General features: G+C 44.3%; 18 protein-coding genes and 2 pseudogenes. 11 read left to right on the top strand and 9 right to left on the bottom strand.

Going from position 1 to position 16351, the window contains the following annotated elements:
* Positions 1 to 62 precede the first annotated feature (62 nt).
* Positions 63 to 341, bottom strand: a complete 279-nt coding sequence (locus IYQ92_RS01565) for a GIY-YIG nuclease family protein (protein ID WP_195675003.1) — start codon at positions 339 to 341, stop codon at positions 63 to 65.
* Positions 334 to 1098: a tRNA1(Val) (adenine(37)-N6)-methyltransferase gene (locus IYQ92_RS01560; RefSeq protein ID WP_195675002.1), complete on the bottom strand. Its 765-nt coding sequence runs from the start codon at positions 1096 to 1098 to the stop codon at positions 334 to 336. The genes IYQ92_RS01565 and IYQ92_RS01560 overlap by 8 nt, the downstream gene beginning before the upstream one ends.
* Before the next feature lie 145 nt (positions 1099 to 1243).
* Here IYQ92_RS01560 and IYQ92_RS01555 point away from each other — a divergent pair, with 145 nt between their 5' ends.
* A complete protein-coding gene (locus IYQ92_RS01555) occupies positions 1244 to 1984 on the top strand; it encodes a lysophospholipid acyltransferase family protein (RefSeq protein WP_195675001.1) in 741 nt (246 codons plus the stop codon).
* A 38-nt stretch (positions 1985 to 2022) separates the two neighbouring features.
* Here IYQ92_RS01555 and IYQ92_RS01550 read toward each other — a convergent pair whose 3' ends face one another.
* Complete coding sequence (locus IYQ92_RS01550) at positions 2023 to 2535, bottom strand: cysteine hydrolase family protein (protein ID WP_195675000.1); 513 nt, start codon at positions 2533 to 2535, stop codon at positions 2023 to 2025.
* 100 nt (positions 2536 to 2635) lie between these two features.
* Here IYQ92_RS01550 and IYQ92_RS01545 point away from each other — a divergent pair, with 100 nt between their 5' ends.
* Positions 2636 to 3295, top strand: coding sequence for a helix-hairpin-helix domain-containing protein (locus IYQ92_RS01545; RefSeq protein WP_195674999.1), 660 nt, complete (start codon positions 2636 to 2638; stop codon positions 3293 to 3295).
* On the top strand, positions 3288 to 5510 hold the full coding sequence (locus IYQ92_RS01540; protein ID WP_195674998.1) for a DNA internalization-related competence protein ComEC/Rec2: 2223 nt from the start codon (positions 3288 to 3290) through the stop codon (positions 5508 to 5510). The genes IYQ92_RS01545 and IYQ92_RS01540 overlap by 8 nt, the downstream gene beginning before the upstream one ends.
* Before the next feature lie 38 nt (positions 5511 to 5548).
* On the opposite strand, the pseudogene IYQ92_RS01535 reads toward IYQ92_RS01540, so the two are convergent.
* The 6 genes and pseudogenes from IYQ92_RS01535 to IYQ92_RS01510 all read right to left on the bottom strand — a co-directional run.
* Positions 5549 to 6175, bottom strand: a pseudogene (locus IYQ92_RS01535) (IS982 family transposase); the annotation flags it as partial.
* 613 nt (positions 6176 to 6788) lie between these two features.
* Positions 6789 to 7298 carry a DinB family protein gene (locus IYQ92_RS01530; RefSeq protein ID WP_195674997.1) on the bottom strand — a complete coding sequence of 170 codons (510 nt, stop codon included), beginning with the start codon at positions 7296 to 7298 and terminating at the stop codon, positions 6789 to 6791.
* 12 nt (positions 7299 to 7310) lie between these two features.
* The gene (locus IYQ92_RS01525; protein ID WP_195674996.1) at positions 7311 to 8828 is read right to left on the bottom strand and encodes an ABC transporter permease/substrate-binding protein; all 1518 of its coding nucleotides are present in this window, start codon (positions 8826 to 8828) and stop codon (positions 7311 to 7313) included.
* Entirely contained in the window at positions 8829 to 9551 is a 723-nt protein-coding gene (locus IYQ92_RS01520; protein WP_195674995.1) for an ABC transporter ATP-binding protein, read from the bottom strand.
* Positions 9548 to 10003, bottom strand: a complete 456-nt coding sequence (locus IYQ92_RS01515; protein ID WP_195674994.1) for a MarR family winged helix-turn-helix transcriptional regulator — start codon at positions 10001 to 10003, stop codon at positions 9548 to 9550. Before IYQ92_RS01515 ends, IYQ92_RS01520 begins: the two co-directional genes overlap by 4 nt.
* 17 nt (positions 10004 to 10020) lie before the next feature.
* Positions 10021 to 10731, bottom strand: a pseudogene (locus tag IYQ92_RS01510) (hypothetical protein).
* 225 nt (positions 10732 to 10956) lie between these two features.
* Here IYQ92_RS01510 and IYQ92_RS10475 point away from each other — a divergent pair.
* The 8 genes from IYQ92_RS10475 to IYQ92_RS01475 all read left to right on the top strand — a co-directional run bounded on the left by IYQ92_RS10475 (position 10957) and on the right by IYQ92_RS01475 (position 16344).
* Positions 10957 to 11082, top strand: coding sequence for a hypothetical protein (locus IYQ92_RS10475; protein WP_267490022.1), 126 nt, complete (start codon positions 10957 to 10959; stop codon positions 11080 to 11082).
* Positions 11083 to 11201: 119 nt separating this feature from the next.
* Complete coding sequence (locus IYQ92_RS01505; RefSeq protein ID WP_195675064.1) at positions 11202 to 12008, top strand: HAD family hydrolase; 807 nt, start codon at positions 11202 to 11204, stop codon at positions 12006 to 12008.
* Positions 12009 to 12047: 39 nt separating this feature from the next.
* Complete coding sequence (locus tag IYQ92_RS01500; RefSeq protein WP_195674993.1) at positions 12048 to 12992, top strand: LacI family DNA-binding transcriptional regulator; 945 nt, start codon at positions 12048 to 12050, stop codon at positions 12990 to 12992.
* Positions 12993 to 13189: 197 nt separating this feature from the next.
* On the top strand, positions 13190 to 13588 hold the full coding sequence (locus IYQ92_RS01495; protein WP_229311257.1) for an NAD(P)-dependent oxidoreductase: 399 nt from the start codon (positions 13190 to 13192) through the stop codon (positions 13586 to 13588).
* A 165-nt stretch (positions 13589 to 13753) separates the two neighbouring features.
* Positions 13754 to 14308, top strand: a complete 555-nt coding sequence (locus tag IYQ92_RS01490; protein WP_195674992.1) for a DsbA family protein — start codon at positions 13754 to 13756, stop codon at positions 14306 to 14308.
* Between the two features lie 185 nt (positions 14309 to 14493).
* A complete protein-coding gene (locus IYQ92_RS01485) occupies positions 14494 to 15306 on the top strand; it encodes a TIM barrel protein (RefSeq protein ID WP_195674991.1) in 813 nt (270 codons plus the stop codon).
* Between the two features lie 63 nt (positions 15307 to 15369).
* Positions 15370 to 15888, top strand: coding sequence for a GNAT family N-acetyltransferase (locus IYQ92_RS01480; RefSeq protein ID WP_195674990.1), 519 nt, complete (start codon positions 15370 to 15372; stop codon positions 15886 to 15888).
* A 9-nt stretch (positions 15889 to 15897) separates the two neighbouring features.
* Complete coding sequence (locus IYQ92_RS01475; RefSeq protein WP_195674989.1) at positions 15898 to 16344, top strand: DUF805 domain-containing protein; 447 nt, start codon at positions 15898 to 15900, stop codon at positions 16342 to 16344.
* Positions 16345 to 16351 lie beyond the last annotated feature (7 nt).

Raw genomic sequence — 16351 nt, 5'->3', positions numbered from 1 at the left:
CTACAGAAATTATAGAGCCCTTATTTTGGGAGTCCTTCCTCTTTTAATCTATGGTTTGATGGTTAGTCGTTAGTCGAGTCCTCATTTTTGTGTGTGGCGATGTAGTCGAGTTTTTGTTTTCTAGTTTTGCGTTTGAAGGTGGCTTCTGCGGACATGGCTTGGTTTTTGCTAGCGAAACTTTCAGAGTAGATGAGTTTGACGGGTCTGCGGACGCGGGTGTACTTAGCGCCTTTGCCTGCATTGTGGGTCTTGATGCGGCGCTCTAAGTCGGTTGTGTAACCGGTGTAGAGCGTGTCATCTGCGCAACGGACCACGTACATGTAAGCTACTGCATCAGCCATTAGCTCTGCTATTTTTCCCAAAATATATCTCGAAAATCTCGTCGGTATAGTCGCCGTTGTCCTTGTGGACGATGAGGGGCGGGAGGATTTTCATGCCTTCGGTTGAGCCGTCCTTGATAGCCTCGATGAGGAGCATGTTGGCATCCTTGCCTAGCTTGGGATAGACAAATTGGATACGTTTGGGCGCGAGGTTATACTGGCGCATGGTGTCAATAATCTCCAAGAAACGGTCAGGACGATGAACCATGGCCATACGACCGTTGGACTTGAGCGCGTGTCTAGCTACGCTGAAAATTTCTTCTAGGTTGGTCGTAATCTCATGGCGGGCAAGCAAATAGTGCTCACTGATATTCTTCTTGGAGGTCTCCGTCGCTTTAAAATAGGGCGGATTGCAGAGGATGAGGTCAACTTGTGACCGTGGCACATGGTTAAGCAGGTTTTTGAGGTCGTCGTTAACCATGGTCACTTGGTCGCTAAGGTCGTTTAGCTGGATTGACCGCTCAGCCATGTCCGCTAGGCGCTCCTGAAGCTCAACTTCCACAATCTTGGCAGAAGTCTTGGTGCTAGCAAAGAGCCCAACGGCGCCATTACCAGAGCAAAGGTCCACGATAAGCCCGCGCGATGGCAACTTGGGAAAGCGCGACAGGAGGACGCTGTCGATAGAGTAGGAAAAAACTTCCTTGTTCTGAATAATCTTCACATCAGTCGAAAAAAGCTGGTCGATACGTTCATTTTCTTTTAAAATTGGATTTGTCATAGGCTTATTATAGCAAAAATTGCTGGCGCAGAATAGCTAAAATCCCCCAAGCCTGCACTTCAAAACCAGTTTCTTCTTTCTAAATTAGCCTAAGCATGGTAGAATAAGGTAAGTTAAAAATTTGATTTAGGAAAGGAAAAAGCTCGTGTTTTATACTTATTTACGTGGATTGGTCATGTTCTTGCTGTGGATTTTCAATGGCAACGCGCATTTCCATAATGAAGACAAAATTTTGAACAAGGATGAGAATTATATTTTGGTGGCGCCACACCGTACTTGGTGGGACCCCGTCTATATGGCTTTCGCTGCTCGTCCTAAGCAGTTCATTTTCATGGCTAAGAAGGAATTGTTTACCAACCGTATCTTCGGTTGGTGGATTCGCATGTGTGGGGCTTTCCCCATTGACCGTGACAATCCTGGTCAAGAAGCTATCAAGTACCCAATCAAGATGCTCAAGAAAAGCAAACGTTCTTTGATTATGTTTCCAAGCGGTAGCCGTCATTCGACAGATGTTAAGGGTGGTGTTGCTGTCATTGCTAAGATGGCTAAGGTTAAAATCATGCCTGTTGTTTATGAGGGACCTCGTGAATTGAAGGGACTTGTGACTGGTGAGCGCGTGGACATGAACTTTGGGAATCCAATCGATATCTCAGACATCAAACGCATGAATGACGAGGGAATTGAAGAAGTAGCCAGCCGTATCCAAGCAGAATTTGACCGTTTGGATGCTGAAAATGCCACTTATAACAATGGCAAGAAACCAAATCCATTGACCTACATCTACCGTATTCCACTTGGACTCGTAGCGTTGGTTGTGGTTATCTTGACCCTAATCTTTAGCTACATTGCTAGCTTTGTTTGGAAACCAGAAAAACATTTGAAATAATAGAAAAGTCCTCGGTGTGATTGCCGAGGACTTTTTAGCTAGTTCAGTCGGTCTGTTGGGATGACTTTGGCGAAGTTTGGCCAGATAGTTTGGTTGTAGAAACCCATGATGGCTTGACCAGTCATGTTATCACGGTCGTAGGTGGTGACGGCGTCGGATAGAACCGTTAGATTGATTTCTTTTTCAAAGCCAACGGTCAGGGTTGCATTGATGCAGTACTCAACCTGCATGCCACAGACGACAAGGTGGTCAATGGCTTTCTCTTTTAGGTAGCTTTCGAGGTTGGTTTTTCGAAAGGCAGAGTTGAAGTATTTGCGGATGATTTTATCATCCTTTCTGACATCAAGTCCTGCGTAGAGCTGCCAGCCCTTGCTATTAAGCGCCAGCAATTCTCTATCATCTTCGGTGTGTTGAACGAAGATGACCTCCTCGCCTCTTTCTCGGAAGTGAGCGATGGCTTTGTCAACCTTGGCTAGATAAGTGTCTTTGTTGGTTGGCTCTAGGTCAATCAAGGCTTGCTGGATGTCAACGACTAGAAGTGCACGTGTCATAGGGTCTCCTTTTGATCTAATAGCTCCATTATAGGAATTTTTTCAGCTTTTGTAAAAGATTTTCACCTTCCGTTGCGAATAAGTAAGTGGAGGTCTTTTTATGTTAGAAACGTTATTAGAAAAAGCAAAAGAATACAAGTGGCAGGCTGGCCTTGTCTTGGGAGCAGTCCTTGTGGTTGCTGTCTTTTTGGTGACAAAGGCAGAGCCAAAAGTCGAGCAGGTCAGCCAACTGACACCGCAGCTTGAAGCAGTCTCGCAATCGTCTGCTCAGCCCAAAACAGATCAGTCTCAAGAAAAAGTGGCGACTGAAAGCCAGCAAGTGACTGTCGATGTCAAAGGAGCGGTGCAAAAACCAGGTGTATACACTTTACCCGCTGGCAGTCGAGTGACTGATGCGGTTAAGGTTGCGGGTAGCTTCTCGGGAGAGGCAGACAAAAACTCAGTCAATCTGGCTCAGAAAGTAGCCGATGAACAAGTGGTCTATGTCGCAAAAGTTGGCGAAGCAGTCAGCGAGGTTACTGCCACACCTGCAACCTCAACGGCATCAGAAACACAGTCTAGCCAAGGAAAAATCAACCTCAATAAGGCGACGCTAGCAGACTTGCAGACCATTTCAGGTATCGGAGAAAAGCGTGCTCAGGACATTTTGGATTATCGCGACAGTAATGGTGGCTTTAAGTCGGTGGATGATTTGAGCAATGTCTCTGGCATCGGCGACAAGACCTTGGAGCGCCTGAGAGCAGAGGTGACGGTTGATTAGCCGTCTGCCCCTCAAGCCCATCTCGCTTGCATTTTTCATCGTCCAGCTTTATTTTTTGCTATTTTCTTGGTCAATAGCAGGGCTGGGGCTATTTGTCTTTTCTTTGCTCTGCCTATGGTTCAACCAAGACCGAAAAAACGTCTTAAAAACTCTCGTCATTTTATCCCTATTTTCAGGCTATTTTGCCTATTTGCGACATGATGAGACGGTGCAGGACAAGGCTCAGCCCTCGCAACTGACCAGCATCCAAGTCATCCCAGATACCATCAGCGTGAATGGTGATTTGCTCAGCTTCCGCGGGAAATCGCAAGGACAGACCTATCAAGCTTTTTATCCCTTGAAGAGTCAGGATGAACAAAAGCGATTTGCTAACTTGAATAAGACTGTTCAACTTAACGTTAAGGCAAGTCTAGAAATTCCAGATGGTCAACGTAATTTTGGTGGTTTTAATTATAGGCGTTACCTCAAAACACAAGGCATTTACCGCCTTGCTAGGATTGAACAAATTCAGTCAGTGCGAGTTATCTCTCCGAGAACACCTGTGGAATGGTTGCAGGAGAAACGTCGTCAAGCTATTTTACTTAGCTTGACCTTCCCCAATCCCATGCGCCACTATATGTCAGGGCTCTTGTTCGGCTATCTGGATAAGTCTTTTGAGGAAATGAGTGACCTTTATAGTAGTTTGGGTATCATCCACCTATTTGCTCTTTCTGGGATGCAAGTTGGTTTTTTCTTGGGAATTTTTCGCTATTTCTTTTTGAGATTGGGTGCGAGACGGGATTATGTGGCTTGGTTGCAAGTACCATTCTCCTTTGCCTATGCAGGCATGACTGGCTTTACGGTGTCTGTGGTACGGTCATTGCTACAAGCTATTTTATCCAATCTAGGACTTAAGAAACTTGATAATTTTGCCGCAACACTCTTAGTTTGTTTCTTTATCATGCCAAATTTCCTGCAGACGACAGGTGGGATTTTAAGCTTTGCCTACGCCTTTATTTTATCTATGACAAGCTTTGAAGGACTATCCAAGGTCAAACAGATAGCGGGTCAAACAGTCAGCATCACATTTGGCGTCCTACCCTTACTCATGCTTTATTTTGCTAGTTTTCAACCCCTTTCGATTGTCTTGACCGCCTTGTTGGGCTTTGCCTTTGACTTGGTCTTTCTGCCTCTATTGAGTTTGGTCTTTTTGCTGGCACCGCTGGTACGGCTAAGTTTTGTCAATCCCTTATTTGAGCTTTTGGAGGTTTTGTTAAAAGGGGCTGGCGCTTTGTTTCCTCGTCAGTTGGTTTTCGGTCAGCCCAGTTCATTTCTGCTCTTAGCCCTGCTGCTAGGTTTGGGTTTCCTATATGATTATCATAAAAGAAAGAGCTGGCGTCGAGGATTGCTAGTGTTGGTTGCTCTGCTATTTTTCATCTGTAAAAATCCACTGACCAATGAGGTGACGGTGGTGGATATTGGGCAGGGGGATAGCATTCTGCTGAGGGACTGGCGTGGGAAGACGGTTCTGATTGATACGGGTGGCAAGGTGGAGTTTGGGGTCAAGGAGGCTTGGCGCAAGCGCAGGTCGGATGCTAATGCTGAACGGACGCTTCTGCCGTATTTGAAAAGTCGTGGGATTGGAAAGATTGACCAGCTGGTGCTGACCCATACCGACACTGACCACATGGGGGACATGGAAGTGGTGGCAAGACAAGTTAAGGTTGGCGAGGTGCTGGTTAGTCAGGGAAGTTTGACGAATGGTGACTTTGTCAAGCGACTGAATGCGATGAAGCTGCACGTGCGAGCTCTTTCAGCTGGTGACAGAGTGCCGATTATGGGAAGTTCCTTGCAGGTGCTTTACCCTTGGGAGGTTGGTGATGGCAAGAACAATGATTCGCTGGTTCTGTATGGCAAATTGCTCGATAAGACTTTTCTCTTTACAGGTGATTTGGAAGAGGCTGGGGAAAAAGATTTGCTTTCAGCCTATCCCAATTTGCAGGTGGATGTGCTGAAAGCAGGTCACCATGGCTCCAAAGGGTCATCCAGTCCAGACTTCATCAAACAATTATCACCTAGCGTCAGCCTCATTTCCGCTGGGAAAAATAATCGCTACAAACACCCTCACCAAGAAACATTGGAACGATTGAAGGAAACTACTATTTATCGAACGGATGAGCAAGGGGCAATCCGTTTCTCGGGGTGGCGAAATTGGAAGATTGAGACGGTGAGGTGAATAAAGTTTTCCTTGAAAAGGATATTGTATTCTTAACTATTTCTAAGCTCGCGACTAAGATAGCCCAAATCAGCCAAAATGTAAGAGTGATGGCAGTTTTCCAGTAAGTCCTCAACGGCTCTAATATCGTGAACAGATGCTGGTGTCACAACGTAGTTCAGAATATAGTCTGATAGAGTGACCAGCATATGAACTTTGAACCCATAGAACCATAGGTTCTTGGAAGCATTGTAACCAATGTCTGCCAAGCCATTAAAAATACGTGTCCTATAATTACGGACAGGTTGACATAGTGATAAGGGAAAACTATCTATGATAACAATGGTATCAAGAGATAGTTGGGTATTCATTGCTTGTCTGATGAGTTGAACTAACCAAATCAGTTGTCGTGCTCGCCGGTTAAAACGACTTCGTTCCAGTAACCTTCCGCAAGAAAATAGTTGGCAGATACGATAGAAATGACGTTGAGACTTAATTCCCAGTTCAGCTTGCAAGATAAGTAAGACTAATAGAGATTGGTCTGAAACCTTAGATAGGTTAACCTTTCGACGATGTTTGAAAGATTCAGGACAGTAATTCCTATACAGCTGATGGCATATTTTTGATAATTGCTTTAAATTCCATTGTAAGTGATGAGATTTAGCGGTATACTGTAAGTGGCTCATTTGGACGTCCTCTCTGTTTGTTTAGTCACTTACAGTATAGTCCTTTTGGACTTTTTATAGTATTTTGAAATTAACTAGCACCACGGGTTAGTTAGTTAAATTAATAAGGATAAATAGGCTTACTTGAAATTTTGTTATTGCTCTTTAATTCATGGTATGATTTTAAGTGGTGAATCATCAGTTTTATAAATAGCTGATGACTAATTATGTTAATAAAAAGTGAATTCAAAAAAGTTGAAGCAGAAATGGAGGCTAACTTGACTAAAAATAAGCTGGCTCACCTCAAATAATCAAATTTTCGGTAAAAACCTTTCCGTCCTTCCCCGATTAACCTTGTGGATACCCTATGGGAGAATGACCTGACTTGAGTTGAGATTTTTCGATTTTCTTAGAATGTTCAGGGGCTATTTAGACGATTTGACTGTTTAGCAATTCGATTTTAACTTTAGCAAACTAAAAACGAACTCGGTCGAGCTCGTTTTTAGTTAAGTATCTTTTGTTTTATCAATTATTGAAAATATCATTAACATTGCATTACACTTGCTTACCCTAGCTAGTGGTAAAGTGCCTTCAATATTTTTGACTTGAATGGCTTTCATCTTGGCTACCTCGTTTATTTGTTAATGACTAGGCGACGTGTGTAGACCGCTTGTCCGGAGTGCATGACTGCGTCATCTATGGTTGACACTAATCTGACATCACGGGTAACGGCTGGTGTCCATGAGCGATCGATGATATCAGAAAGACTGCTTTCGTCTAGGGTGTACAAATAAGTTTTAGCGCGAGCGATTGTTGCCTCCAAATAATCAATCAAAACTTGCTTGTCGCTGACCACGACCTTTGCAGCTTCCTCAGGCGTGTGCTTCCAGTCTTGAGTATCGTCGGGCAAATCAAGATTGAAGCGGTCTTTAAAGCCGTCAGTGGTATAGAGTTGGTCAAGTCCAGCCAGCGGAGAAACTTGGTAGTCCAGCATGCGACTGGTGTGCCAAATGAGCCAAGTCACCGATTTGATAAGTGGGTGAGGCATGGTATTTGCCTGGTCCACAGTCATTTGGTTTAAGGTGTCAAGAAAACGTTCTTGAGCTCGGTCAAGGGTATCGATGGATAATTGTGTTGCTTTCATGGGAGTTCTCCTTTAGTTTAACAGACCTTCTTTTTCAAGATAGGTTTTGGCGACGGTTTTAGCAGACTTGCCTTCCACACCGACTTTGTAGTTCATGCTCTGCATTTCTTTTTCGCTGATTTTGCCAGCTAGTTTGTTGAGGGCAGTCTTGACTTTTGGATATTTCTTCAAAGTGCTTTGGCGCAATAGCGGAGCTCCTTGATAAGGTGGGAAGAGTTGCTTGTCATCTTTGAGGGCGACCAGATTGTATTTGACCAGCTCCGCGTCGGTTGAGTAGGCATCGATGATTTGCACTTCATTTGATTGAATGGCTTGATAGCGGAGGGCTGGTTCCATAGTTGCGACATTGAGGTTGAGTCCGTAGAGTGAGGTCAAGCCCTTGTTACCATCTTGGCGGTCGTTAAATTCCAAGGTGAAACCAGCTTTTGCAGTGTCTTGGACCTTAGCCAAGTCAGTGATTTTGCTGATGCCATTTTCAGTGGCGAAGTCTTTTTTCACAGCGACAGCATAGGTGTTTTGATAAGCCATAGGCTTGAGCAGTGCTAGTTTATTTTGTTTAGCAATACCAGCCTTGGCAGCCTTGTAGACAGCCTCGGGGTCGTGCGACACCTTAGGCGGATTTTTGAGCAGGCTCTCGGTCACGGTCCCCGTAAATTCGGGGTAGATATCGATATCGCCAGATTTAAGCGCCTTGTAAAGGAAGGTTGTCTTCCCAAAGTTCGGTTTGACGGTTACCTTGATGTTGGTTTCGTCCTCGATGAGCAGTTTATACATATTGATGAGGATTTCAGGCTCAGCTCCCATTTTCCCAGCAACGACAAGGGTTTCTTGCTGTTTTTTAGGCCAATAGGCTGGCGCGTAAGAACCAGATAGTCCTATCAGCATAATGAGCAAAGCCACCGCCATGGTTTTGAGCTTGGCTTTTTCCAAATACCCAATCACGATGTTGAAAAGAATGGCTAGCAGTGCTGATGAGATAGCCCCAATCAAAATGAGTGAAGTGTTGTTGCGGTCAATCCCTAAGAGAATGAAGGAACCAAGTCCGCCAGCCCCAATCAAGCTAGCCAGTGTAGCTGTCCCGATAATCATAACAGCAGCTGTCCGAATCCCAGACACAATGACTGGCAGACTGAGAGCTAGCTCAAATTTTTTGAGCCGTTCCCAGTGGGTCATGCCAAAAGCAGTGGCAGCCTCAACCAAGTTGGGGTCGATTTGGCGGATAGCAGTGACCGTATTTTGCAAGATAGGAAAGATGGCATAAACCACCAGAGCTACGACGGCGGGTAGGGTACCAATTCCCATGAAAGGGATGAATAAACCTAATAGCGCTAGCGATGGAATGGTTTGAAAAATACCAGTGATTTGAAGAATCCAGTTGCTGATGCGCTTAGAATTGCTAATGAGAATCCCAAGCGGGATAGCAATCAGCATGGCAACCAGCAAAGTCAAAAGAGAGATTTGCAAGTGTTCAACCAAGCTCGTCACCCAGTCGCTAAATCGGTCTTGAAAGGTTGATATTAAGTTGGGCATCTAGTCTTCCTCCTCAAATAAGTGGCGCACAAAATCGCTGGCAGGACGCGACTTGATGTCTTTTGGATTTGCAATCTGTTTAATCTGCCCATCGTTGATAATGCAAATGCGGTCTGCTAATCGCATGGCTTCCTTCATATCATGAGTGACAAAAACCAAGGTGATTCCAAGTTCTTTCTGCAATTGCTTGGTCAATTCCTGCAATTGTCGGCGTGAAATCGGGTCCAGCGCCGAGAAAGGCTCATCCATGAGAAGAACCTTCGGCTCAGCAATAATGGCCCGTAAAATGCCGATACGCTGCTGTTCCCCACCAGAAAGCTCAGCAGGGTAGCGGGTCAAGTATTTATCAGGGTCAAGTCCGACTTTGGTTAATAGCTGGCGCGCTTTTTCTAGACGACGAGCCTTGTCCCAGCCCTTCATTTCAGGAATGAGTTCAATATTTTCCTGCACGGTCAAATTTGGAAAGAGAGCAATCTGTTGAAGGACGTAGCCTGTCTCCAAACGCAACTGACGCAAATCAATAGTCGAAATCGACTTATCATCACGCTTAATTTGACCCGAGCTAGGCTCAATCAAGCGGTTAATCATCTTGAGAATGGTTGTCTTCCCACTCCCACTTGGTCCAACCAAGACGAAAAATTCTCCATCTGCAATCGAAAAAGTGATATCAGTCAAGACTTCGTTGTCTTCGTAGGATTTGCTGATATGGTTGAAACTAATCATTTATTGTCCTTTCTGTCTAAGCCTTCTTGGAGATTGGCTACCACGCGTTCTAGGTAGCCGTTCAGTTGAGCAATCTCTTGGTCAGAGAAGCCCTTGTAAAAAATGTCGTCCAGTTCCCGACTAACCTCATTGCCAACAACTTCTTGACTTTTTCCTAAGTCGGTTAGGTCAAATAATCGCTTGCGCTTATCAGTCGGATGCGGTCCGCTAGTAATTAGTCCCTTTTCCTCCAATTTTTTTAACATTTGGGTTAAGGTATTGTTGGCCAAGCCTGTCACAATTGCAATATCCGTTGCTGTTTGAGGAGATTTTCTCCAAAGAGCAGATAAAATCTTGCCCTGCTCAGCCGAATAAATGGCTCTGCCATCTTGGGCTAAAAGCCGATTAAATAAACGTCCGTTGAGAAAACGTACCTGCAAGGTCAGGTAGCCTCCTGATTTTGAAATGGTCATAGTTGTCTCCTTTACTTCTAATCATCAGTTGAAAAGTGTGTTGAATGCCTGTTCTTCCAATCTTGAATGTATTTTAGCCGTTGCTTAACCCGAGCTTCGTTGCCTTCCTCAGTTGGTTTGTAGTGAACGTGGTCAGCAACGCTGTCGGGTCTCGTTGGCATGGCGGTCAATTTATCCTCATAGAAATGCGCCAGCTGATAGCCCTTATCGTAACCAACTTCTTTCATCAGTTTAGTCGCGCCATTTCGCAGATGAAGTGGGACAGGCTCGTTTTGCGTCTTCTTAATATCTTTTTGAACAGCTGTGCGTGCCTTGTAGACAGCGTTGGATTTGGGAGCCAGTGACAGATAAATAACGCACTGGATCAGGTGAACGTCACACTCAGGTAGCCCAAGAAATTGGCAGGCTTGAAAGGTGTTAATGGCCAGATTAGAGCGCTGTTGTCAGCTAAATCAACATCTTCGCTAGCAAATTGAATCAGTCGTCTAGCAATGTAAACTGGGTCCTCGCCACGCAATAATTTCAGCCAAGGTTGTTTTTCCAACGCTAGGAGGTCCCCAGAAAATCATGGAAGAGACCTGGTCGTTTTTGATCGTATCACGCAGAAACTTTCCCTGACCAACCAAGTGCTCCTGACCAACAAAATCATCTAAAGTTTCAGGTCTCATGTGATTAGCAAGCGGAGCAGTAGCTACCATGTCTGAATCAAATAACGATGCTTGTGTCATGCCTTCCTCTTAATTAGTTCTATATAGAATTATTATTTACCTAAATATTACCATATAGAACTAAACGATGCAAGAAGAAAGCGTGACAGAAATTGGTAAGACCAAGTCTTCGATTACGTTGTCACGACTCTTCATCGAAGTCACTTTAATTGGCGAGTCAAGTATCATAGCGTAAACTAAAATAATCGCACACGACTGCGTTTGTTTCAAGAAAGAGGTGACCTGATGATTACGAATGATTTTAAAGGGATCATGTTTGGTCGCAAATCTGTCAAAGTTTACGATGAAACAGTCAAAATTTCCCCAGCTCGTTCTGTTGGACAGGCTGTTGTTGAAGCCCTCCAAGCATAATTTTAGGAAACATCGGACAGTGGTTCGGTGTTTTTTTGAAAAATTAAAAAAAGTACTTGACCTGGAACGCGTTCCAGCTATTATACTGTAGTCAAGAAATGAAAACGAGGTAAATGAAGATGATTAAACGTATCTTTTCTGACATGGATGGGACTCTTTTAAACAGCAAGGGTTGGGTTAGTGACTCAAATGCACAAAAAATTCGTCAAGCGGGTCTTCCAGTCACCTTGGTATCAGCACGTGCTCCAATGGAAATGCGTCAAGCTATCGATGCACTTGGTTTGGATGGGGTTCAAGTTGGTTTTAATGGTGGGCTCATCTATCAACTCATTGATGGGGCAGTTAAGCCACTTCATACCGAGATTATTAAAAAAGCGACAGCTCAGCACTTGTTACAAACGGTGCGCCAGCATTTTCCAAGCGTCAGCTTGTCTTACTATGACCTAAACCGCTGGTATTGTGATAAAATAGATGACGGAATCCGATACGAGACCAGCATTACGCTTCAAGACCCGACTATTTTGACAGAGTCAGCCTTTCTTAAAGGTGAGACTTATACTTTCAAAATCATGATGATTACCTTTGATGAGGCGACTATGGTTGAGATGGAAGCATACTTGCAGAGCTTGGAACTTGACGGCGTGACTATTCAGCGTTCAGGACCTTTTCATCTTGAAATCACGCATAGCCGTGCTAAAAAATCAAAAGGTATTGCCTTTATCATGCAAAAAGAGGGGCTAAGAAAAGAAGCGACGGCCGCTTTTGGTGATGGGCATAATGACATTCCCATGCTTGAAATGGTGGGTTATCCAATTGTTATGGCTAATGCTTTTGACGATATCAAGTCGCTAGCATACAAGGTGACCAAGTCTAATGACCAAGATGGTGTCGGCTACGGTATCGAGAATTATTTGATAAATTTATAGAATACCTAAAGTCAATGTACTTAGGGAGAAGGAGTTAGAATGACCTCAGTCAGTGATATCGCAAAGAAGGTTGGTGTTGCTAAATCCACCGTCTCAAGGGTGCTCAACAACCACCCACATGTTTCCAATAAAACTAGAGAAAAGGTCATGGCTGCCATTGCCGAGTTGGATTATAGTCCCAATCAGGTGGCGCGTGACCTCAGTCGTGGCAAGACTATGAAGATTGGCGTCGTTATTCCTCATACCCGACACCCCTATTTTACCCAGCTCATCAATGGTCTTTTGGATGCGGCTAAAGAAAGTCATTATCAGCTGGTCATGATGCCTTCTAATTATGACCACGAGTTGGAGATTTCATATCTGGAGCAGCTACGTCATGCAGCCATTGATGCCCTGATTTTCACCTCGCGTGAAATTTCTGTTGATGTAATCGAAGGCTATGCCAAGTATGGTCGCATTGTACTTTTGGAAGATTTGAAGGGGCATAATCTCCTATCATCGGCTTTTGTGGACCGCTACTGGGCTTACTTGGGTATCTTTACTCAACTTAAGGAGCAGAAACTCACCAATCCAGCTCTGCTATTTACCCGAAACAACCCCGACTCAGCCACCTATCGGACAGCCATGGCAGCTTATGAGGCGGTCTTTGGAGAGCAAGAGCCCCTGACTTTTGGAGGAGTCAATACCTATGAGGATGGCTACGCTGTGGTCGAGCAACTCCTAGTTGCGCCGAGAAAAATCGATGTCGTCATCGCAAACAGCGACAATATGGCAGCGGGAATCTTGGACGGTTATCAGGACAAACAAGTGACTGCTCCGCTGGTCATCGGACAAGACAGGCAATTGGTTAGCAAGCACTTAGGTCTCATCACCATCGACCATAAATCTTACCAGCTGGGAAAGTTAGCTTTTGAGCAAGTATTGTCAGAAGAGGTCAGTCAAAAATGGCTGAAATCCGAAGTGATTAGACCAGATAAGGGATGAGAGTGAGACAGAAATCGATTTTGTCGTCTCAACTGAGACTCGCAACCTGTCTAGACAAAATACGATGAGGTTAGGATTTTATACCAGACTCATTTTTCATTGCCAAACCTTTTTCTTGTCAGCCTGGTTAAGAAGTGCTAAACTATACTTGTAAATTTAAAAAGTACAAGTTTTTTTAAAAAAGAAAGAGGTTTATTATGAAAATTACAGTTCTTGGTGCCAGTGGTAAAGCAGGTCATTTGATTGTTAAAGAATTAGTCAATCGTGGGCATGATGTGACAGAAGTGGTTCGCCGTCCAGAATCGACTCAGACAGAGCAAGTCATTGTGAAAGACTTCCTTGAATTAACTAAAGAGGATATTGCTGGTGCGGATGTGCTAGTCAGCGCACTCGGTGGCGCAGCCGATTTCCACATGCAGATGGTTGAAAAATTTGCAGAGCTGTTGGCAGGAAGTTCAACGAGACTGGTCATGATGGGTGGTGCTGGTAGCTTGTTTGTCAACCAAGAGCACAGTTTGCAACGTTATCAAGAGGCTGATTTCCCAGAAGCATTCAAGGAAACAGCGACAGCTATGTCAGCCCTGCCGATTTCTTAGATGTCAATGGACCAAAGACAGGCAAGTATCGTATTGCTGGTGAAGAAATGGTCCGAGACAATGATGGTAAGAGCTACATTTCTTATGAAGATTATGCTTTAGGCTTCGTTGATATCGTAGAAGAAAACCATATTCGTCAACGTTTGTCCTTAGTCGGAGAGTGAGATGACGATTTACTATTTTTTTGATACTTATTGTGGCTGGTGCTATGGTTTTGATAAGGCAGTTTCAGAATTTTTAGACCGAATGCCTGATGACCTTGATATTTGTTTGGTTAGTGGTGGTCTTTTTACAGGTGACCGCGTCGCACCAATTTCTGCTTATGGTCATATCAAAGCTGCCAATCAGCAGATTGCTGACGTGTACGGTGTGACTTTTGGTGATGCCTACAATGATTTATTTGACGACGATAGTCAACTGATGGATTCAGCGCATCCAGCTTCTGGTTTGGCTTTGGTTAGACCTCATTTGACTGGTAAAGAGTTTGTTCGTTTTGCTATTGCTCTGCAAAAGGCTTTTTATCAAGATGGTGCGGATTTGAGCAAGCCTGATGTTTATCTGACGTTAGCGCAAGCATTTGGCGTAGCCGATAAAGTCAGTAAAGAGGAGGTGGCGCAAGCCTTGGTAGACAAGACACTTGCCAGTGCAGACTTTGACTTCACTGCCAAATGCGGTATCCAATCTTGCCCAACTTTCTTGCTCAATAAGGGCGATAAGTGAGTGGTACGACCTTCGTGGGCAAGCAAGCTCAGGTGAGGAGCTTTTTGCTAATTATCAATATCTTTTGGAGCTGGACAAATAGAAGACGAGAGATTGGGCAGATGGCTCAGTCTCTTTTTGACTGACAGCACTTGCCAAGAGATGCTATAATGAAGAAGTGTATTAAAACTGATAAAAGGAGTAGCATGAAACATTTATTAGGCTTAAAATCAAGTAGCGATAGCCAGCAACTCAACAGCCGTCTAATCTACCACCCAGACGTTTTCGAATTTTATACTAGCCAAAAGAATTTCAGCAAAGAAGGTTTGAGACGTTTGGAGGAGGCTATTCAGGAAGTGCAAGTCCAAGCCACCAAACGCATCGTGCTCCATCATCCCATGACTTTTGAAAATGAGTATTTAGAGATGGTTGTGCCAGAAGCGACTTTTCCAAGGACCTATGCTTTTTTGCAAGAGTCAACGGAAGCCTTGCTAGATTTGGCTGATTCTTATGACACCAAGGTGCTAGTGCACGGCTCTTATGAACTGCGTAACCCAGCTACGGTTGACTATTACGGCAGTCTTGAAGCTGCCAATGACTATCTTTTTAGAGAATTGGAAAAGTGGACTAGATTAGGTAAAGGGCATATCTTTTTTGAAAACGGCATCTCGCCTCTGTTTTCATTCGGTGAACCCGATTATGATAAAGCTATTTTGGAGGCGGGTTTCCCGTTAGCTTATGACGTTTCACACGCCTTCATTCATTTAGCTGGGGACAATGCTGCGCTGGTACAATCTTTGGAGACCTTAAAACCCAATATCCAGCATTATCATTTGGTGGATTCTATGGGGATTAGCCACGATAGCCTTCCACTAGGGCAAGGAAAAATTGATTGGAAGAAGGTCTATCAGCATCTCAATCCAAGCGCCAGCAGCATTTATGAAATTGACCTCAAGGATGTAACTAATCCCTACGAACAACTGGCGTCCCATCAGTATTCCTTGGACTTGGAGGACTAAAGAAGAGAGCCTCAACGCTCTCTTTTGTGCTATAATGAAAGTATTAGAAAGTGAGACAATAAGATGACTAGAGAAGATTTTTCTCACACTTTGTCGGAGCAAGGCTTGCGCCACGCAACCCTTGATGATTTGAACAACTTAGCTACTATCGAAGCTGCTTCTTACCCTAAAGCAGAAGGCGCTAGTTACGACAGCATTCATGACCGTTTGGCGGTTTTCTCAGATTATTTTTGGCTGTTGGAGGACAATGAGGCGGTGCTGGCATTTATCAATGGCATGGCGACTAACCAAACAGATTTGACAGATGATATGTACGATGACGCTAATCTGCATAATCCTGCTGGCGACTGGTTCATGATTTTCTCAGTCGTGACCAACCCTGATTTTCGTGGCAAGGGTTATGCCAGTCAGGTCATGACCAGAGTCATTCAGGACATCAACTCCCAAGGAAAGAAAGGTATTGTCCTAACTTGTAAGGAGGACCTTCTTGGCTTTTATGGCAAATTCGGATTTATCAACGAAGGCATTTCCTCGTCTGAACACGGAGGCGTAGCTTGGTACCAAATGCGCTTGACCTTTTAGGAGGGGAAGATGTTATCAGATTACAAAGACTTTTGGAAAAGTTTTGTCTACTTTAAAGGGAGAACCAGTCGTAGCCAGTTTTGGTTGACCTATCTGGTCAACAGCCTGATTAGCTTGGTTAGCTTTGGTCTAGTTGCTCTTCCCTTGTTTGGAAATGTCCTTCTCAGACAATCCAATATTTTTCATCTGGCGCCGACCTACCAAGACATGATTTGGGCTAGGTTACTGCCCATTCTTTTAGTCTTTTCAGCGCTAGCCATTCTCTGGCAAATCGTCATCCTACTCCCCAATTTCGCCATTCAGGTTCGCCGTCTAAGAGACGCTGGCTTTCATTGGACGTTTATCCTTTTTCGTCTTGGGGACATAGCGGTGCTGATTCCTTATGTGGGCTGGGTGCTGACGCTAGCCTGTCGAGTGACTTTGCTGGTATTCTTTTGTTTGAGAAGTAAGAAATGACTTATTA

The organism is Streptococcus sp. HF-1907 (assembly GCF_015594605.1).
Classification (GTDB): domain Bacteria; phylum Bacillota; class Bacilli; order Lactobacillales; family Streptococcaceae; genus Streptococcus.
Note: the sequence above shows the minus strand (reverse complement) of the source record. Positions and strands in the feature narration are given on the sequence as shown.